Below are 18,746 nucleotides of genomic sequence, written 5' to 3'. Positions count from 1 at the left end.
GGATGATGTTGAAAGGAAAAATCATGCTGGAAATCAAGAACCTGCACGTCGATCTTGAAGGAGAGGACAAGACCATCCTCAAGGGGGTGGACCTGACCGTGGAGGCCGGCAAGGTCCACGCGATCATGGGTCCCAACGGCTCGGGCAAATCGACGCTGAGCTATGTCCTGTCGGGCCGCGACGGCTATCGGGTGACCGAAGGGTCGGCCACGCTCGACGGCAAAAGCCTGCTGGACATGGAGACCGAAGAGCGCGCCGCGGCGGGGCTTTTCCTGGCGTTCCAGTACCCGGTGGAGATCCCCGGCGTGGGCAACATGACCTTTCTGCGCACGGCGGTGAACGCGCAGCGCAAGGCGCGCGGACAGGACGAGATCAGCGCCTCCGACTTCCTCAAGATGGTGCGCGAGAAGGCCAAGGCGCTCGAGATCGACGCCGACATGCTCAAGCGCCCGGTCAACGTCGGGTTCTCGGGCGGCGAGAAGAAGCGCAACGAGATCCTGCAGATGGCGGTGCTGGAGCCGCGCATGTGCATCCTCGACGAGACCGACTCGGGCCTTGACGTGGACGCGATGAAGCTGGTGGCGAGCGGCGTGAACTCGCTGCGCGATGCGGGCCGCGGGTTTCTCGTGATCACGCATTACCAGCGCCTGCTGGATCACATCGTGCCCGACGTGGTGCACATCATGTCACAGGGGCGCATCATCAAGTCCGGCGGCCCGGATCTCGCGCTTGAGGTCGAGAAGAACGGCTATGCCGATCTCAAGGCGGAGGTGGCGTGATGGCGGCAGCACCGCAGGCAAGGACAGACTCGGCGATGCAGGTCGATGCGCTGCATCTGCCCGTGGGCGGCGCATGGATCACGGCGGCCCGCGAGGACGCGCTGGCGCGCCTGCGCGCGACCGGTCTGCCGCAGCGGCGCGATGAATACTGGAAATTCACCCGCCCCGACAGCCTGACGCTGGCCGAGCCCCCGCACGCGGCGCTGTTCGAGGACGGCGACGAACCCGGAATGTTCGCCGACATGGATCGTCTGCGCCTCGTGTTCGTGGATGGCGTGTTCGACGCCGAGGCGAGCGACGATCCCGCGATGGCGGGCGTGCGTATCGAGCGGCTGGCCGATGTCGCCGGGCAGGACCTGCACTGGGCGCGCGACCTTTACGGCACGCTCGAGGCGCGCGGGCAGACGCCCGTGCCGCGCCCGCTGGCGGCGCTCAACACGGCGCTGGCACGCGATGGCGTGCTGATCCATGTCACCGGCAAGGCGGCGAGGCCGGTCAGCCTCGTCTATCGCCACCGGTCGGAGACCTCCGACGCGCTGCTGCACCATGTGGTCAGGCTCGACCCGGGGGCCGAGTTGACGGTGCTGGAGAACGGTCCGGCGGCGGCACGGTTCAACAAGGTGATGGAGGTGGACGTGGCCGATGGCGCGCGGTTCCACCATGTCCGGGTGCAAGGGCGCGACCACGAGCGCCGCGCGGCCACCCATATCTTTGCCCGGCTGGGGCGCGAGAGCGCGTTCAAGTCCTTTACCATGACCGCCAACGGCGTGATGACGCGCAACGAATGCGTGATCGAGTTCACCGGGGACGACGCGGTGGCGCATGTCGCCGGGGCGGCCATGGGCGACGGCGATTTCCACGGCGACGACACCGTGTTCGTCACCCATGACGCCGAGCGCTGCGAGAGCCGGCAGGTGTTCAAGAAGGTGTTGCGCAACGGTGCCACGGGCGTATTCCAGGGCAAGATTCTGGTCAGGCCCGGCGCGCAGAAGACCGATGGCTACCAGATCAGCCAGGCGCTGCTTCTGGACGATGACAGCCAGTTCCTCGCCAAGCCGGAGCTGGAGATCTACGCCGACGACGTGGCGTGCTCGCACGGCTCGACCTCGGGGGCGATCGACGAGGACGCGCTCTACTACCTGCGCTCGCGCGGTGTGCCGAAGCCGCTGGCGACCGACCTGCTGGTGCTGTCGTTCCTTGCCGAGGCGGTTGAAGAGATCGAGCATGAGAGCCTGCGCGACGAGATCACCGCGCGCATCGCAGGCTGGCTGGAGCGGCGGCGCGGCTGATGCCGGTCGCGCGCGACATCGTCGCCACCTATCGGGGGCCCCGCCGGGTGGTGCGCCGCCTGCTGGAAATGGGCGAGCGCGAGGATCGCGCGCTGGTCACGTTGATCGCCGCCTGCGTGGTGGTGTTCGTCGCTCAGTGGCCGCGGCTGGCGAGAGAGGCGCACCTGACCGGGCAGGACCTCAACCCTCTTCTGGGGGGCGCGCTGCTCGGCTGGGTTTTCATCGCGCCGCTTATGCTCTACGCGCTGGCGTTTCTCAGTCACGGGGTGGCGCGCCTTGTCGGCGGGCGCGGCACGATGTATGGCGCGCGGCTGGCGTTGTTCTGGGCGTTTCTGGCGGCAAGCCCGCTGATCCTGCTGCATGGTCTGGTGGCCGGGTTCATCGGGCCGGGACCGGGATTGCAGGGCGTGGGGCTGATCTGGTGTGGCGTTTTTCTCTGGTTCTGGATATCCGGTCTGCGAGAGGCGGAATGGAGCAGCGCATGACATCGGACCGGTTCAGGGATCTCGTGCGGCAGACGCTGTTCCGGCCGCATGTGGCGGCGCGGGCGCTGATGGAGATGCGCTTGCCTCGGCAGGAATTGTGGCTCTCGCTCGGTCTTGTCTCGATCCTCAATGCCTTTGTCTATTCCCTGTCACTGCAACTCAACCCGCCGGCCGATCCGGCGGTGGCGCTCATGCCGCCCGCGTTCCACGCGCCGGTCCTGTTCGCGCTGTTCCTCTTCGGGGCCCTGGCGATCACGGTGGTCGCGCTCTATCATGTGGGCTTGGGGCTGGGTGGCGCCGCGGTGTCGATGGACGACCTGCTGGTGCTGGTCACCTGGCTGCAGGTGCTCCGGCTGATGGTACAAATTGTCATCGTGGTGCTGGCCTTCGCGGCGCCGGTCCTGGCGGCGATGGCGGTGATGGTGGCGGCGATCTGGGGAGCGTACATCCTCGTTGGCTTTGTCGATGCGGCGCATCGGTTCGGCAACATGTTCAAGGCGGCGGGGGTGATCCTTCTGTCGCTTGTGGCGATGGTGATCGGGCTGAGCGCGGTTCTCAGCCTGATCGGGATCGTCGTGATGAGAGGGGGCTGAGATGCTTGACGTCGAAAGAATCCGCGCTGATTTCCCGATCCTGTCGCGGGAGGTGAACGGCAAGCCGCTGGTCTATCTCGACAACGGCGCCAGCGCGCAGAAGCCGCAGGTGGTGATCGACGCGGTCACCACCGCCTATGCCCACGAATACGCCAACGTCCATCGCGGCCTGCATTACCTCAGCAACCTCGCCACCGAGAAGTACGAGGCCGTGCGCGGCATCATCGCGCGCTTTCTCGGGGTCGCGGACGAGCGGCAGATCGTGCTCAACTCGGGCACCACCGAGGGGATCAACATGGTCGCCTATGGCTGGGCAATGCCGCGCATGGAGGCGGGCGACGAGATCGTGCTGTCGGTGATGGAGCATCACGCCAATATCGTGCCGTGGCATTTCCTGCGCGAGCGTCAGGGCGTGGCGCTCAAATGGGTGGATGTGGATTCGCGTGGCGCGCTCGATCCGCAAAAGGTGATCGACGCCATCGGGCCGAAGACGAAACTCGTGGCGATCACGCATCTTTCCAATGTGTTGGGGACCGTCGTTGACGTCAAATCCATCTGCGACGCGGCCCGCGCGCGCGGCGTTCCGGTGCTGGTGGATGGTAGCCAGTCGGCGGTGCACATGCCGGTGAACATCGACGATCTCGGCTGCGATTTCTACGCCATCACCGGGCACAAGCTCTATGGCCCCTCGGGCTCCGGCGCGATCTTCGTTCGCAACGAGCGGTTCGCCGAAATGCGCCCCTTCATGGGCGGCGGCGACATGATCCGCGAGGTCAGCAAGGACGCCGTCAGCTACAACGACCCGCCGATGAAATTCGAGGCCGGCACGCCGGGCATCGTGCAGGCCATCGGGCTGGGCGCGGCGCTGGACTACATGATGGGCGTGGGCATGGACGCGATCGCCACCCACGAGGCCGATATCGCGGCCTATGCGATGGCGCGGCTGTCGGGGCTCAACTGGCTGGGGCTGCAGGGCACGGCGGATGGCAAGGCGGCGATCTTTTCGTTCACCATGAACGGTGCGGCGCATGCGCATGACATCTCGACCATCCTCGACAAGAAGGGGGTGGCGGTGCGCGCGGGCCATCACTGCGCCGGGCCGCTGATGGATCATCTCGGCGTGACCGCGACCTGCCGGGCGTCGTTCGCCATGTACAACACTCGCGCCGAGGTGGATGCGCTGATCGAGGCGCTGGAGCTGGCCCACGAGCTCTTCGGCTGAATTTGCGATTGCGGGGCCGCGCGTTGGCAGCTATAGCAGGCCCGCGCGCACCTGTAGCTCAGCTGGATAGAGCGCTGCCCTCCGAAGGCAGAGGCCATAGGTTCGAATCCTATCAGGTGCGCCAGAGATACCCGCGAAGGTTGGTGATGCCCTGAGGGGCGGCATGTCATGGCGGTGCCGGGACGTCGTGGTTTCATGCGATCCCGGCGGATGTGGCAGCGGGGCGCGAGGGCGCCAGCCATCAGGCCAGGGTCTTGTGGGTCAGCCGGGACAGCGTCTGCCCCACGCGTCGCCCGGTGTCGGATGCCGATCTGAAGCTGATGCACCGGATCGACACGCGGATCCGGTCGCCAACACCGTCGCGCGGGAATTCCGCGCAACGCCCGGCTGCGTGCTTTTCACGCCTGAACGGAGAGGGTAGGGTTATGCGCAGGGAGCGGACGAGAACAAGTCCGCGCGGTGCACAGGCGAGAGGCATGACATGACGCCAGGGAAACGAAGCGGACCCGAGGCCCTTGGGCGGTTGCTGTCGGCTGCGCTTGGGCTGGTGCTGCTCGCCGGATGCGACGAGAGCGGAAACTTTGCCCTGCTGCAGCCCGAGGGCGGCGAGCAGGCGGCTACGGCCGAAGCGGGGACGCGGTCGACCCGGCTGGTGGAGCGTGATGTCGAGGCACCCGAGGTATTCCAGGCGACGGCCATGGGGCTGTGGGACGGGCGCCCCTCGCTCGGCGGCGTCTGGGTGGCGCACCCCGATGCCGAGGCACCCGAGCGCGTCATCATCCGCAACACCGCGACCGGCAAGTTCGTCATCGGGGCGCTGTTCCGGCGGCAGCGCGAGGTGCCGGGACCGGCCTTTCAGGTGTCCTCTGACGCGGCGTCGGCGCTCGGCCTTCTGGCGGGCGCGCCGCAGCAGCTCAACGTCACGGCCCTGCGCCGCGAGGAGGCCCCCGCCGAGCCCGCGGGCGAGGAGGCCGGGGACGACGCCGCGGCGGGGCAGGGCGCGGCACCCGCCCCCGGGATCGAGGCAAGCGATCTCGATCCTGTGGCCGGGGCAGAGGCGGCGATCGGGGCCGCCGAGGAGGAGGCCGCGGCCGCGGCTGCCGGGCGTGCACGCGAGCCATCCGGAACCAGGCCGGAGCGTCCGGCCTCGTCGCTGGCGCGGCCGTTCGTGCAGGTGGGCATTTTCAGCATCGAGAAGAATGCTCGCAACTCCGCCACCGCCCTGCGGCAGGCGGGCATGGTGCCAACTGTGTTCGATCAGACATCGCAGGGCAAACGGTTCTGGCGGGTCGTCGTCGGGCCGATTCGCACGGCAGCAGAGCGCACCATCGTGCTCGAAAAGATCAAGGGTATCGGCTTTGCCGATGCCTATCCGGTCACCAACTGAACGGGGGATGCGGCGATGAGTTTTCTGCATGGCTGTCTGGCGGCGGTGGCGGCGGTCTGCGTCGCTGTGTCGGCGAGCGCCTTCGACACAAGCGCGCGCGGTGCCTACGTGCTGGACGTGACCACCGGTACCGTGCTCCTGAGCAAGAATGCCGACACGCCGCTGCCGCCCGCCTCGATGTCCAAGCTGATGACGCTCTACGTGGCGTTCGAGGCGGTGCGCGACGGGCGTCTGTCGCTCGACGAACGGCTGCCGGTCTCGAAACACGCGATGAGCTATGGCGGCTCGACCATGTTTCTCGACACCACCGACCGGGTCCGCGTCGAGGATCTGCTGCAAGGGATCATCGTGCTGTCGGGCAACGACGCCTGCGCCGTGATCGCCGAGGCGCTCAGCCCCGACGGCACCGAGGCCGGGTTTGCCCGTTACATGACACAGCGCGCGCGGGCTCTCGGCATGACCGGTTCGGTATTCAAGAACGCCAACGGCTGGCCCGCCGAGGGGCATGTCATGACGATGCACGACCTGGTACTGCTGTCGCGGCATATCATCGAGGACTTTCCCGAATTCTACGAGTTGTTCGGCGAGCGCGAGTTTCGCTTTGACGGGCGCGCGCCGTCGAACATCTACAACCGCAATCCGCTCCTCGGGCTCGGGATCGGCGCGGACGGGCTCAAGACCGGGCACACGCAGGCGGCGGGTTATGGCCTCGTCGGCTCGGCGGTGCAGGGCGAGCGGCGGGTCATCTTCGCGGTCTCCGGGCTCGACAGTGCCGCGCAGCGCGCGCGCGAATCCGAGGCGATCGTGAACTGGGCGTTCCGGCAATTCGCGCGCAAGACCGTGCTGCGCGCGGGCGAGGTGGTGGCGCAGGCGCCGGTCTGGATGGGCGCGGCGGGTCAGGTGGGGCTGGCCCCGGCGGCGGATGTCGAGACGCTGCTGCCGGTGCTCGACAACGAGCGGCTGGCGGCGGAGGTGGTCTATACCGGTCCGATCCGCGCCCCCGTGGACAGGGGCGACCGGCTCGCCGAACTGGTGCTGTCGCCCGAGGGACTGCCGGAGATGAGGGTGCCGCTGGTGGCGACCGAGGCGGTGGCGCAGGGCGGGTTCGTCACCCGCATGCGCATGGTGGCGGGGCAGCTTGTCGCGCGGTTGCGGGCGGGCCCCGAGGGCGCGCCTTGAGCGGGCGCGGTCTGTTCGTCAGCTTCGAGGGAATCGACGGATCGGGCAAGTCCACGCAGGCGCGGCTGCTGGCCGGGCATCTGCGCGGGGCGGGGCACGAGGTGGTGCTGACCCGTGAGCCGGGTGGCAGCCCCGGTGCCGAGGAAATCCGCAAGCTGCTGCTCACCGGCGCGGGCGACCGCTGGTCGCCCGAGACCGAGCTGTTGCTGTTCACCGCCGCGCGGCGCGACCATCTGGAGCGGGTGATCGCGCCCGCGCTCGACCGCGGCGCGGTGGTGATCTCGGACCGCTTCGCCGACAGCACCCGCGTCTATCAGGGGGTGGGCCGCGCCGATCTGCGCGGGCAGGTGGACGAGCTGCACGCCCTGATGATCGCGCGCGAGCCGGATCTCACGTTGCTCATCGACATGGAGCCGGGCGCGGGGCTGGCACGCGCCGCCGCGCGGGGCGGCGGCGAGGGGCGCTTCGAATCCTTCGGCGAGGACCTTCAGGCGCGACTGCGCAGCGGGTTTCTCGCGCTCGCCGGGGAGTATCCCGACCGGATCTCGGTGATCGACGGCGACCGCCCCCCAGAGACGGTGGCGGCAGACATCGCGCGCGTGGCGGAGGCATGGCTGGCATGAGCGACGACGCGCTGCCCGAACCCGACCGCGCCGAGGGCGTGCCGCACCCGCGCGCGACGCGGCACCTGATGGGGCAGGGCGCGGCCGAGGCGGCGTTTCTCGACGCGCACGCCACCGGCCGGCTGCACCACGCCTGGATGCTGACCGGGCCGCGCGGGGTGGGCAAGGCGACGCTTGCGTGGCGCATCGCGCGCTTTCTGCTGACTCATCAGGAGGCCACGGCCGATGGGCTGTTCGGCGCACCGCTGCCGCCCGAGAGCCTCGACGTGGACCCCGACCACCCCGTCGCGCGGCGTATTCTGGCGCTGTCGGAGCCGGGGCTGTTCCTGCTGCGGCGCGGCCCCAACGACAAGGGCGACCGCCTGGCACAGGACATCCGCGTGGCGCAGGTGCGCAAGATGAGCAATTTCTTCGCGCTGTCCTCCGCCGATGGCGGGCGGCGGGTGGTGATCGTCGATGCCGCCGACGAGCTTAACACGCAGGCTGCCAACGCGCTCCTGAAGATGCTCGAGGAGCCACCCGCGCGCACGGTTATGCTGCTGGTTGCGCATCAGCCCTCGGGCCTCTTGCCGACGATCCGCTCGCGCTGCCGGATGCTGCGGCTGGGTCCGCTGGGGCCCGCGGACATGGCGCGCGCCCTCGATCAGGCGGGGATTGCGCCGGGGACCGATCCGGCGGTGCTGGCCGAGCTCTCCGCAGGCTCGGTGGGCGCGGCGGTGCGGCTGGTCACGCTGGAGGGTGCCGCCCTCTATGCCGAGATCGTGGCGCTGATGGAGGGCCTGCCGCGGCCCGACCGGGCGCGCGCGATCCGGCTGGCCGAGACGGTGGCGCAGCGCGGGGCCGAGGCGCGGCGCGACCTGCTGTTCACGCTCATCGAGCTGTTCCTTGCGCGGCTCGCGCGGACTGGGGCCACCGGCGTGCCGCCTACCGTCGAGGCGGTGCCGGGCGAGGCGGCGCTGATGACGCGACTTGCCCCCGATGCGAGGCGCGCGCGGGTCTGGGCGCAGGTCGCGGAAGAGACCGGTGCGCGCGCGCGCCACGGGCTGGCGGTCAACCTTGACCCTGTCAGCCTTGTCCTAGATACCGTGCTCAGGATGAAGCAGACCGCCGGGGACTAGCCCCCGGCCTCGCGGAGGACGCATGAGCACCGATATCCGCATCACCGACAGCCATTGCCACCTCGATTTCCCCGATTTCGACGGCGAGCGCGACGCGATTGTCGCGCGCGCGCGCGCGGCGGGCGTACACCGGATGGTGACGATCTGCACGCGGTTGCGGCAGGAGCCACAGGTGCGCGCCATCGCCGAGACCTATCCAGAGGTGTTCTACGCCGCCGGCACCCACCCGATGAGCGCGGCTGACGAGCCGATGGCCACGGTGGACGAACTGGTCGCGCTCGCCGCCCATCCCAAGTTCGTCGGTATCGGCGAGTCGGGGCTCGACTACCACTACACCGCCGAGAGCGCCGGGGTGCAAAAGCAGAGCCTGCGCATCCATATCGCGGCGGCGCGTGAAACCGGCCTGCCGCTCATCATCCATGCCCGCGCGGCGGACGAGGACATGGCAGGCATCCTCACCGAGGAATATCGCAACGGGCCCTACGCGTGCGTCATGCATTGCTTTTCTTCCGGTGCGGGGCTGGCGCGGGCGGCGCTCGATCTGGGGTTCTACCTGTCGATGTCCGGAATTGCCGCCTTTCCCAAGAGTCAGGAACTGCGCGATATCTTTGCCGCCGCCCCGGTGGACCGCATCCTGGTCGAGACCGACGCGCCCTACCTCGCGCCGCCGCCCCATCGCGGCAAGCGCAACGAGCCCGCCTATACCGCCCATACGGCACAGAAGGGGGCCGAGGTGTTCGGCATGGGCTGGCCCGAATTCGCCGCGCAGACCGAGGCCAATTTCGAGCGGCTGTTCACCCGGACGGTGGCTTGATGGGAGAGGTGCGCTTCACCATCCTCGGCTGCGGCTCATCCGGCGGCGTGCCGCGGCTTGGCGGTCACTGGGGGGAGTGCGACCCGAACGAGCCGCGCAATTCCCGGCGGCGCTGCTCGATGCTGATCGAGCGTGAGACCGAAGGCGGCGTGACCCGGGTGCTGATCGACACGTCCCCCGACCTGCGCGCGCAACTGCTCGACGCGGGCGTGGGGGCGCTCGACGCGGTGGTCTATACCCATGCCCATGCCGATCATGTCCACGGAATCGACGATCTGCGGATGATCGTGTTCAACATGCGTCAGAGGCTGCCGGTCTATGCCGATGGCGACACGCAGAACGCGCTCTACTCGCGGTTCGGCTATGCCTTCATGCAGCCCGACGACAGCCCCTATCCGCCGATCCTCGACATGCACACGATCGACGGGCCATTCGGGATCGAGGGGGCAGGGGGCACGATACCGTTTATTCCGTTTCAGGTCGGGCATGGCTCTATTGACGCGCTCGGTTTTCGGGTGGGCGATCTGGCCTACCTGCCCGATGTGGCCGAGATCCCCGGAGAGGTCTGGCGCACGCTGCAAGGGCTCGATTGCTGGGTGCTCGACGCGCTGCGCCGCACGCCGCACCCGACGCATGCGCATCTTGACCGCGCGCTGGAGTGGATCGCGCGGGCGGCACCGCGCCGGGCGGTGCTCACCAACATGCACATCGATCTGGATTATGCGACCGTCGCCGAGGAGACGCCCGCGCATGTCACCCCCGCCTTTGACGGGATGGTGATCCGCTACCCGGTCTGAACCGGTGCAGGCGCTTCTCGAAGTCATCCTGCCGGTGTTTCTGGTGATCGGGTTCGGCTATCTCGCGGTCTGGCGCGGCTGGTTCAGCGCGGGTGGCGTGGACGGCCTCATGACCTTCACCCAGAAATTCGCCATTCCCTGCCTTCTGTTTGCGGCGCTGGCGCGGCTCGATCTGGGCCAGAGCTTCGACTGGCGGCTGTTGCTGAGTTTCTATGCCGGGGCGCTTTCGGGCTTCCTGCTGGGCCTTTTCGGTGCGCGGCTGATCTTTGGCCGCAGTTGGGAGGATGCGGTGGCCATCGGCTTCTGCGGCCTCTTCTCCAACTCGGTGTTGCTCGGCCTGCCGATCATGGAACGTGCCTACGGGCTCGGGGCGCTGTCCGCGAATTTCGCGATCATCGCGGTGCATTCGCCGTTCTGCTACGGCATCGGCATCACCGCGATGGAGGTGGTGCGTGCGCGTGGCCAGAGCGGGGTGACGGTGGCGGGCAAGGTGCTTCGGGCGATGTTCTCCAACACGCTGATCATGGGCATCGCGGCGGGCTTTGCGGTCAACCTGTCGGGGTTGCCGATCCCGGGGCCGGTGAACGACGCGCTCGACCTGATGGTGCGCGCGGCGCTGCCGGCGGCGCTGTTCGGGCTGGGGGGCGTGCTGGTGCAGTACCGCCCCGAGGGCGACATGCGCGCGATTCTCTATGTCTGCGCGGTATCGCTGGTGGCGCACCCGGCCATCACCTACGGTCTGGGTCGGGCGCTGGCGCTGCCGGTGGAGGGCTTGCGCGCGGCGGTGGTGACGGCGGCGATGGCGCCGGGGGTCAATGCCTATATCTTTGCCAACATGTATGGCCATGCCAAGCGGGTGGCGGCGTCGAGCGTGCTGATCGCGACCGGCCTGACGGTGGTGACGGCATGGCTATGGTTGCAGGTGTTGCCGTGAGTGGCCTGTTGCTGCCATTCGCCACCCACCCCGCGCGGAATAGAGGCGTGCTTGCACGCCGCCGCGCGGGCTGGCGCTCGCGCGGCTCATCACCGGATGGGTGAACGTCCCCTCCAGGCCAACCTCGCCCTTACTCCGTCTTGAGCGGGGCGCCCCCGGCGAAGCTGTTGCCGTTGACGTAGTCGCAGGGTGCATCCTGCATTTCCAGATGCAGGCCGTCCCCCTCATAAGGGTACGCCCGCGCGAGCGCCTCGTCCAACTCGATGCCGAGGCCGGGGGTGTCGGGCGGGGTGATGAAGCCGTCCTCCACGGTGATGCCGGACTTGATGAGGGCGGCGTGAAAGGGCGTCTCGATCGTCTCGGCCATCAATATGTTGGGGATCGAGGTGGCGAGTGCCACATTCGCTGCCCATTCCACCGGTCCGGCGTAGAGGTGGGGGGCCAGTTGCGCACCATGCGCCTCGGCGATGGCGGCGACCTTTTTCATCTCCCATATCCCGCCCGCGCGGCCCAGTGCCGGTTGCAGGATCCCGGCGGCCCCGGCGCGCAGCACGGCGGCGAATTCGGCCTTGGTGGTGAGCCGCTCGCCGGTGGCGACGGGCACCCGCACGGCGCGGGCCACGTGGGCCATTTCGTCAATGTTATCAGGGGGAACCGGCTCTTCGAACCAGAGCGGGGAGTAGCGCTCCAGCGCCTGCCCGAGCCGGATGGCCCCGGCGGTGGTGAACTGTCCGTGGGTGCCGAAGAGAAGGTCGGCGCGGTCGCCCACGGCCTCGCGGATGGCGTGGCAGAAGGCCACCGACAGCGAGATGTCGGACATCGCGGGCATGTGCCCGCCGCGCATCGTGTAGGGGCCGGCGGGATCGAATTTTATCGCGGTATATCCGCGACTTACGCAGTCGAGCGCACTCTCGGCGGCCATCTCGGGGGAGGTCCAGAACTCCGCCAGATCGTGGTGCGGCAGGGGGTAGAGGTAGGTATAGGCGCGGATGCGGTCGTTCATGCGCCCGCCCAGGAGCGCCCAGACGGGCCGGTCGCGCGCCTTGCCCAGGATGTCCCAACAGGCGATTTCCAGCCCGGAAAACGCCCCCATCACCGTCAGATCGGGGCGCTGCGTGAAGCCCGAGGAATAGGCGCGGCGGAACATAAGCTCAATGTTTTCAGGGCTTTGACCTGCCATGTGGCGCGCGAACACATCCTCGATCACGGCGCGCATGGCCGCGGGCCCGACCGAGGCCGCATAGCATTCGCCCCAGCCGGTGATGCCGTCATCGGTGGTGAGCTTGACCAGAATCCAGTAGCGCCCGCCCCAACCCGGCGCGGGCGGGGAGGTCACGATGATGTCGAGATCGGCGAGTTTCATGGCGGTCTCCGGGGGGCTGATTTTGCCGGTCGGTATCGCGTCGGTATTCTGTCGGTATCGCGTCGGTGCCGCTGCTTCAGCCGAACACGATGACGTTGCGCCGGGCGGAACCGGATTTGGTGTCGGCGATGGCCTCGTTGATGCGGTCGAGCGGCCAGCGGTTCGAGATCAGTTCGTCGAGTTTCAGCCGGCCCTGCCCGTAGAGATCGACCATCCACGGGATGTCGCGGCGGATCACCGCCTCACCCATCTTGGAGCCGATCATCGCCTGCCCCATGGCGGCGAAATTGGCCGCCTCATAGTGGCTCTCGTCGCCGGAATGGGGCATGCCGACCATCACCACCCGGCCGCCCCCCGCGAGGTAGCGCGGGGCCGCGTCATAGGCGCGCGCGGCACCGACGGTGACGAAGACCGCGTCCGCCCCGCGCCCGATGGCCTGTTTCGCCGCGCGCCACGGCTTGTCGCCGGTGGCGAGCACCCCGTCGGTGGCCCCGAATTCGCGGGCGGTGGCGAGTTTGCCGTCGCTCATGTCCACCGCGACGATGCGGCGCGCGCCGGCGATGCGCGCGCCCTGGATGGCGTTCAATCCGACGCCGCCCGCGCCGATCACCACCACGTCCTCGCCCGCGCGCAGATGCGCGGCGTTGACCACCGCGCCGACGCCGGTGATCACCCCGCAGGCCAGAAGCGAGGCGGCGGCCATGTCGATCCCCTCGGGGATGCGCACGACCTGGCTGTGATGGACGGTGACCCGTTCGGCAAAGGCACCGCAGGCCATCGCCTGGTGCAGTTTGCCACCACCCGGCATCGAGAGGGGGCCGTGATCGCCGTCATGCGGCGTTTCGCATCCGGTGGGGCGTCCCGCGGCGCAGGGCGCGCATTGCCCGCAGGCGCGAATCAGCGTGACCACTACCGGATCGCCCTCGGCGAGCCCGGTCACGCCGGGGCCGATGCCGCGCACGCGCCCCGCCGCCTCGTGGCCGTAGACCGCCGGCAACGTTCCGCCCCAGCCGCCATCGGCATAGGTGATGTCGGAATGACAGATCGCCACGGCGTCGAGCGCGACCTCGACCTCGCCCGCCTGCGCGCCGCGCAGGTGGACGTCCTCGATGCTGAGCGGGGCGCCGAAGGCGTGACAGATTGCGGCCTTGATGGTGTGCATGAATTTCCCCCTCGTTTTTTCACAGGTGACGGGGATTCGACGTCGGGTGCAAGGGCAATTATGCGGCGGCGCGTGCCGGTGAAAGGGGGGTCGGGAAAGGCAGGGTGAGGGGGGCGTTTATGGCCTCTCGCTGCCATTCGCCTTCTGCCCCCGCGCGGATTCGAGGCGCGTTTACGCGCCGCCGCGCATCGCCGGGCCGCCCCCCGGCACGGCGATATGGCTGCAACCTGTGCGCCGCTCGGGCCTTCTTCGGATTTGGCTGCCATTAAGCGCGGCAGAACGAACCATGGATCGCCGCGCAGCGGCCCGTCGACGCGCGGCTCACTGCAACGATGGCTCCAGGCCAAACCCGCAGGTCAACGAGATGGCGGGCTGTCCCCCGGTGCGGTGCGCAGATGCCCCGTGGCGTCGATGAAGCCGCCGAGACAGGCGGCATAGTCCTGCGGGGCGTCGATGGGAGGTACGTGGCCGGTGCCGCGCAGCAGGCGGAATTGCGCGCCGGGGATCAGGTCTGTGGTCTCGCGCACGAGATCGGGCGGGGTGGAGCCGTCCTCGGACCCCGCGATCCCGAGGGTGGGGATACGCAGCCCGGAGGTGGGCGTGTAGAAATCGGTGCCCGAAATGGCGGCGGCGCAGCCGGCAAAGCCTTCGGGGTCATGGGCGCAGAGATGCTCGTACCACGGCTGGTGGTGGCCGGCCTTGACATAGGCGCGGGGGAACCACCGCTCGCAGGAGCCGCGGGCGAGCTCTTCCATCCCTCCGGGGCGGCGGGCGGTGGCGATACGCTCGGCCCAGATCTCGGGGGTGGCGATCTTGGCGCCGGTGTTCGACAGGACCAGCGCGCGAATGAGGTCGGGGCGTTTCACCGCCAGCCCCTGCGCCACCATCCCGCCGATCGACAGCCCCACGAACATCGCGTCGCGCAGCCCGAGGTGATCCATCAGCCGTTCCGCATCGCGGATCAGCGCGCCCATCGAATAGGGCGCGGGCGGGGTGGAGGATCGCCCGTGCCCGCGCATGTCATAGCGGACCACGCGCAGCCCCGGCGGCAGCAGCGGCAGGATGTTGTCCCACAGCATCGTGCCGGTGCCGAGCGCGTGGGCGAGCACGAGGGGCGGGCCGGAGGGCGCGCCCTCGTCGAGGTAGTGGAGCGTCACGTCGCCGAGATCGACGAGGGGCATGGGCGTGTCCTTTCGGGGTGGTCGCCGTCTGCCCGGAGATGAGCCGGATTCGCGGCACGCTGCAAGCAGTCTTGCGGGGGGTTGATCGGGGCGTGCCGAGCGGCCATGCTTCGCCGGGACAGAAAAAGCCATTGAACGGAGACATACCGAAATGGAATTTTCCTTTGCGCGCTCGCTCGACATCATGCGGCGCACCGCGCCTTTCATCGTGCTACGGGTGATCGTCTATTTCGGCATTGCGCTCGCCTATGTGCTGGCCACCGGCACCGGGGCCGGGATCGGCTGGGGCGTGGGCGCGATGGGGGACGAGGACTTTCAGGCGGGGAGCACGTTCTGGGGCGGTGCGATCGGGTTCGGCGGGACGGCGGCGGTGCTGTATTTCCTGCGCGAATACATCCTCTACATCGTCAAGGCCGGGCATATCGCGGTGATGGTCGAGATGATCGACGGGCGCGACCTGCCGGCGGGACGGGGCCAGATCGACCATGCACAGGCGATCGTGAAGGAGCGGTTCGCGCAGGCGAACCTGCTGTTCGCGCTTGATCAGATCGTCAAGGGCGTGATCCGTGCGATTACCGGGCTGGTGCAGGGGCTGGCGTCGATCCTGCCGATCCCCGGGGTGGACGGGATGATGAAGGTGGTGCGCGCGTTCCTGCGGGTGGCGGTGGGGCTCATCGACGAGGTGATCCTCGCCCACCTGATCCGGCGCAACCCCGACAACCCGTGGTCGGGTGCGCGCGACGCGCTGGTGCTCTACGGGCAGAACGCGCGGACGATGCTGGTCAATGCGGCGTGGATCACGCTGGTGAGCTATGCGCTGGCGCTGGTGGTGTTCGTGCTGATGCTCGCGCCGGCGGCGGCGGTGGTCTATCTCATCCCCGGCGGCTGGTCGGCAGGGGGCTTGGTGTTTGCTCTCCTTTTCGCCTGGGCGGTCAAGGCGGCGCTCATCGAACCGTTCGCGCTGGCCTGCCTGTTGCAGGCGTTCTTTCGCGTGAGCGACGGGCAGGAGCCGGACCCGGAATGGACCGCGCGGCTGGAAAGCGCCTCGGCCAAGTTCCGCGATCTCGGCGCGCGCGCCGCCGACTGGGCCGGGGGACGCGCCACGCCAGGCTAGGCCGGCGCCGCGGCCTCGCCCCTCGCGCCGGTGCGGCCGCCGAACCGCGACAGCGCGGTGGCGAAGATGTCGGCATCGACATTGCCGCCGGAAATGGTGCAGATCACCGCGTCGCCCGCGATCTCGTCCGCCCGGAAGAGGGCGGCGGCAAGCGCCACCGCGCCGCCGGGTTCGGCCACCAGCTTGAGCCGGGAAAAGGCGAGCGCCATGGCGTGCAGCGCCTCGTCCTCGGCGACCACGAGGCCGGGGCCGCAGAGGCGGGCCATGATGGGAAAGGTGATCTCGCCGGGTTGCGGCGTGACGATGGCGTCGCAAAGGCCGGTCGCGGTCTGCGCGTTGCGCATGATCCTGCCCGATGCCAGCGAGCGGGTGGCATCGTCGAATCCCTCCGGCTCGCAGGGCCGCGCGCGCAGGCCGGGTGCGTCGGCCTCGAGCGCCAGTGCGATGCCCGAGGTCAGGCCACCGCCGCCGCAGCAGACCAGCACATCCGCCGTCTCGATGCCAAGCGCGGCCGCATCCTCGGCGATCTCAAGCCCGGTTGTGCCCTGGCCCGCGATCACCTGTGGCTCGTCATAGGGTTTGATCAGGGTCAGGCCGCGCTCGGCGCTGATCGTCGCACCGATGGCGTCGCGATCCTCGCCCGCGCGGTCGTAGAGCACCACCTCGGCACCGAGGGCGCGGGTGTTGTCGATCTTCATGCGCGGCGCGTCCCTTGGCATGATGATGACCGCAGGCACGCCGAATTCGCTGGCGGCGAGGGCGACGCCCTGCGCGTGGTTGCCGCTGGAAAAGGCGATCACGCCATGCGCGCGCACATTAGCGTCGAGCGCCGAGATGGCCGAGCGCGCGCCGCGATACTTGAAGCTGCCGGTATGTTGCAGGCATTCGGGCTTGATGAACACGCGCCGCCCGGCGATGTCGTCGAGAAACGGCGAGGACAGCAGCGGCGTGCGGCGGGCATGGCCTGCGAGGCGGGCGGCGGCGCTGCGGATCATGGTGATATCGGTCATCTTGTCTGGTCCAGAACGGTGCGGATGGCGGTGAGGGATTGCGGCTCGTCGAGAAACGGGACGTGGCCCCGGTCGGGGACGGTGGTGGCGATCATGTCGGGGCGGCGGTCCTGCATTTTTTGAAAGGTGTCCTTGCTCAGCAGGTCGGAATTCGCGCCCCGGATGGCGGCGAGGGGGGTGCCGTCCAGCGCATCGAAAAGCTGCCACAGGTCCGGCGCCTCGCCCGCGCCCGCCTGACCGACCAGCGCGTCGCGCAGCCGCGCGTCATAGCGCAGACCCAGCCCGCCGCCGGGTTTCTCAAAGAACATCGCCCCGGCCTGTGCGCGCCAGCGGGCCAGCGGCACACCGGGAAAGGCATCGGCGTGGACATGGGCCAGCGCGGCGGCGCAGGCGTCGAGATCGGGCAGGTCGGGCTCGTTGCCGACATAGTCCATGATCCGCCCGATGCCCTCTGCCGTGACCTCTGGCCCGATATCGTTGAGCACCACGCCCGCCAGCCGGTCCGGGGCGGTGTGGCCGAGCGCCATGGCGATCAGCCCGCCGCGCGAGGTGCCGATGATGGTGACGCGGTCAAGGCCGAGGTGATCGAGCAATTCAGTCGTATCGCGGGCCTCGGTCAGGATGTTGTAGGACATGAAATCGGCGGCGTGATCGGATTGCCCGCGCCCGCGATAGTCGAGCCGGATGAGGCGGGTGTCCGCGAGATGGGGGGCCATGAAGTCGAAATCGGCGCTGTTGCGCGTGAGCCCGGCGAGGCACAGCACCGGCTGGCCCGCCCCCTCGTCCTCGTAATGCAGCGACAGCCCGTCGGAGGTGGCAAAGCGTGCCATCAGCCGCGCACCATGGCGGGGATGCCCGACAGGTCCGAAAGCTGCGCCTCGGGCGCGGCGGGCAGCCGGTCCACCGGCTCGCCCGCGCGGTTGACCCAGACGGTGCGAAAGCCGTAGCCGGCGGCGGCGCAGGCATCCCAGCCGTTGGAGGAGACAAAGAGCACCTCTTCGGGCGGGCAGCCGAAGCGTTGCCCGACAAGGTCATAGACCACGCGGGCGGGCTTGAAGATGCCGACGCTCTCGACCGAGAGCACGTCGTCGAGCCGGTCGCCGATACCCGCCGAACGCACCGCGCCGTCGAGCATGTCGGGCGCGCCGTTGGACAGGATCGCGGTGTTGCGGCCATCGGCTTTGAGCGCGGCGAGCATGTCGGGCACCTCGGGGTACGCCTCCAGCTCCCAGTAGAGTTGCAGGAGGCGGTCGCGCAGGTCGGCGTCGTCCTGCAGCCCCTCGGCTTCGAGCGCCCAGTCGAGCCCGTCCTGCGTGACCTGCCAGAAGCCGATATGCTCGCCCATCACGGCGCGCAGCCAGGTGTATTGCAACTGCTTGAGCCGCCATTTCTCGGCGATCGCGGGCCAGTGGCGGGCAAAGCGCTCGCGTCCCGGCTCGGCGGCGGCGGCGCGCGCCGCGGCGGCCACGTCGAAAAGCGTGCCATAGGCGTCGAAGATGCAGGTTGTGATCGGCATGAGCGTCCCTTTCTCTCGGTTGCGCGGAGACTGGCACGAACCGGCGGGAGGGGGAAGGGGCGCAGACCGGCGCCCTGCTGCGGCCCACCCCGGCGCGGCGCGGCGACGGGCGTGCCGTTGGCCGCGGCCCGAGCGGCGCGGCGGCCTGTTTGCGAATCCCCGGAGGCTCGGCTAGGATTC

Annotated in this window: 19 protein-coding genes and 1 tRNA gene; 14 read left to right on the top strand and 6 right to left on the bottom strand. The window is 68.9% G+C overall.

Going from position 1 to position 18,746, the window contains the following annotated elements; genetic code table 11:
* Positions 1 to 23: 23 nt before the first annotated feature.
* The 13 genes from sufC to ACFFU4_RS12770 all read left to right on the top strand — a co-directional run bounded on the left by sufC (position 24) and on the right by ACFFU4_RS12770 (position 11,220).
* On the top strand, positions 24 to 779 hold the full coding sequence (gene sufC, locus ACFFU4_RS12830) for a Fe-S cluster assembly ATPase SufC (protein WP_377070165.1): 756 nt from the start codon (positions 24 to 26) through the stop codon (positions 777 to 779).
* Positions 779 to 2,068, top strand: coding sequence for a Fe-S cluster assembly protein SufD (sufD, locus tag ACFFU4_RS12825; protein WP_377070164.1), 1,290 nt, complete (start codon positions 779 to 781; stop codon positions 2,066 to 2,068). The genes sufC and sufD overlap by 1 nt, the downstream gene beginning before the upstream one ends.
* On the top strand, positions 2,068 to 2,553 hold the full coding sequence (locus ACFFU4_RS12820; RefSeq protein WP_377070163.1) for a YIP1 family protein: 486 nt from the start codon (positions 2,068 to 2,070) through the stop codon (positions 2,551 to 2,553). Before sufD ends, ACFFU4_RS12820 begins: the two co-directional genes overlap by 1 nt.
* Positions 2,550 to 3,146: a YIP1 family protein gene (locus ACFFU4_RS12815; RefSeq protein WP_377070162.1), complete on the top strand. Its 597-nt coding sequence runs from the start codon at positions 2,550 to 2,552 to the stop codon at positions 3,144 to 3,146. The genes ACFFU4_RS12820 and ACFFU4_RS12815 overlap by 4 nt, the downstream gene beginning before the upstream one ends.
* Position 3,147: 1 nt before the next feature.
* Entirely contained in the window at positions 3,148 to 4,368 is a 1,221-nt protein-coding gene (locus tag ACFFU4_RS12810) for a cysteine desulfurase (RefSeq protein WP_377070161.1), read from the top strand.
* 47 nt (positions 4,369 to 4,415) lie between these two features.
* Positions 4,416 to 4,492: transfer RNA gene (locus ACFFU4_RS12805), tRNA-Arg, on the top strand.
* A 357-nt stretch (positions 4,493 to 4,849) separates the two neighbouring features.
* Positions 4,850 to 5,755 (top strand): SPOR domain-containing protein, encoded by a 906-nt coding sequence (locus ACFFU4_RS12800; RefSeq protein WP_377070160.1) that lies wholly within the window; start codon positions 4,850 to 4,852, stop codon positions 5,753 to 5,755.
* Positions 5,756 to 5,770: 15 nt separating this feature from the next.
* Complete coding sequence (locus ACFFU4_RS12795) at positions 5,771 to 6,934, top strand: D-alanyl-D-alanine carboxypeptidase family protein (protein ID WP_377070159.1); 1,164 nt, start codon at positions 5,771 to 5,773, stop codon at positions 6,932 to 6,934.
* Positions 6,931 to 7,557: a dTMP kinase gene (gene tmk, locus ACFFU4_RS12790; RefSeq protein WP_377070158.1), complete on the top strand. Its 627-nt coding sequence runs from the start codon at positions 6,931 to 6,933 to the stop codon at positions 7,555 to 7,557. Before ACFFU4_RS12795 ends, tmk begins: the two co-directional genes overlap by 4 nt.
* The gene (locus ACFFU4_RS12785; protein ID WP_377070157.1) at positions 7,554 to 8,675 is read left to right on the top strand and encodes a DNA polymerase III subunit delta'; all 1,122 of its coding nucleotides are present in this window, start codon (positions 7,554 to 7,556) and stop codon (positions 8,673 to 8,675) included. Before tmk ends, ACFFU4_RS12785 begins: the two co-directional genes overlap by 4 nt.
* A 22-nt stretch (positions 8,676 to 8,697) precedes the next feature.
* On the top strand, positions 8,698 to 9,489 hold the full coding sequence (locus ACFFU4_RS12780) for a TatD family hydrolase (protein ID WP_377070156.1): 792 nt from the start codon (positions 8,698 to 8,700) through the stop codon (positions 9,487 to 9,489).
* Positions 9,489 to 10,286: an MBL fold metallo-hydrolase gene (locus ACFFU4_RS12775; protein ID WP_377070155.1), complete on the top strand. Its 798-nt coding sequence runs from the start codon at positions 9,489 to 9,491 to the stop codon at positions 10,284 to 10,286. The genes ACFFU4_RS12780 and ACFFU4_RS12775 overlap by 1 nt, the downstream gene beginning before the upstream one ends.
* A 4-nt stretch (positions 10,287 to 10,290) precedes the next feature.
* The gene (locus ACFFU4_RS12770) at positions 10,291 to 11,220 is read left to right on the top strand and encodes an AEC family transporter (RefSeq protein WP_377070154.1); all 930 of its coding nucleotides are present in this window, start codon (positions 10,291 to 10,293) and stop codon (positions 11,218 to 11,220) included.
* Between the two features lie 130 nt (positions 11,221 to 11,350).
* Here the strand turns inward: ACFFU4_RS12770 and ACFFU4_RS12765 are convergent, their stop codons facing one another.
* The 3 genes from ACFFU4_RS12765 to pcaD form a co-directional block, all read right to left on the bottom strand.
* On the bottom strand, positions 11,351 to 12,583 hold the full coding sequence (locus tag ACFFU4_RS12765) for a mandelate racemase/muconate lactonizing enzyme family protein (RefSeq protein ID WP_377070153.1): 1,233 nt from the start codon (positions 12,581 to 12,583) through the stop codon (positions 11,351 to 11,353).
* A gap of 76 nt (positions 12,584 to 12,659) precedes the next feature.
* Entirely contained in the window at positions 12,660 to 13,745 is a 1,086-nt protein-coding gene (locus tag ACFFU4_RS12760) for a zinc-binding dehydrogenase (RefSeq protein ID WP_377070152.1), read from the bottom strand.
* Between the two features lie 356 nt (positions 13,746 to 14,101).
* Positions 14,102 to 14,926, bottom strand: a complete 825-nt coding sequence (gene pcaD / locus ACFFU4_RS12755) for a 3-oxoadipate enol-lactonase (RefSeq protein ID WP_377070151.1) — start codon at positions 14,924 to 14,926, stop codon at positions 14,102 to 14,104.
* 151 nt (positions 14,927 to 15,077) lie between these two features.
* On the opposite strand from pcaD, the gene ACFFU4_RS12750 reads away from it, so the two are divergent.
* Entirely contained in the window at positions 15,078 to 16,040 is a 963-nt protein-coding gene (locus ACFFU4_RS12750) for a hypothetical protein (protein WP_377070150.1), read from the top strand.
* Here ACFFU4_RS12750 and ACFFU4_RS12745 read toward each other — a convergent pair.
* From ACFFU4_RS12745 to ACFFU4_RS12735, 3 genes are read right to left on the bottom strand one after another with little or no spacing between them, the layout of a single operon-like run.
* The gene (locus ACFFU4_RS12745) at positions 16,037 to 17,050 is read right to left on the bottom strand and encodes a threonine ammonia-lyase (RefSeq protein WP_377070149.1); all 1,014 of its coding nucleotides are present in this window, start codon (positions 17,048 to 17,050) and stop codon (positions 16,037 to 16,039) included. The two genes, ACFFU4_RS12750 and ACFFU4_RS12745, sit on opposite strands and share 4 nt — an antisense overlap.
* Complete coding sequence (locus tag ACFFU4_RS12740) at positions 17,047 to 17,880, bottom strand: alpha/beta fold hydrolase (protein ID WP_377070148.1); 834 nt, start codon at positions 17,878 to 17,880, stop codon at positions 17,047 to 17,049. The genes ACFFU4_RS12745 and ACFFU4_RS12740 overlap by 4 nt, the downstream gene beginning before the upstream one ends.
* A complete protein-coding gene (locus tag ACFFU4_RS12735) occupies positions 17,880 to 18,566 on the bottom strand; it encodes a haloacid dehalogenase type II (protein ID WP_377070147.1) in 687 nt (228 codons plus the stop codon). Before ACFFU4_RS12735 ends, ACFFU4_RS12740 begins: the two co-directional genes overlap by 1 nt.
* Positions 18,567 to 18,746 lie beyond the last annotated feature (180 nt).

Origin of the sequence: Roseovarius ramblicola (assembly GCF_042430665.1) — a bacterium.
Classification (GTDB): Bacteria; Pseudomonadota; Alphaproteobacteria; order Rhodobacterales; family Rhodobacteraceae; genus Roseovarius; species Roseovarius ramblicola.
This window is presented reverse-complemented; position numbering and strand designations above follow the sequence as displayed.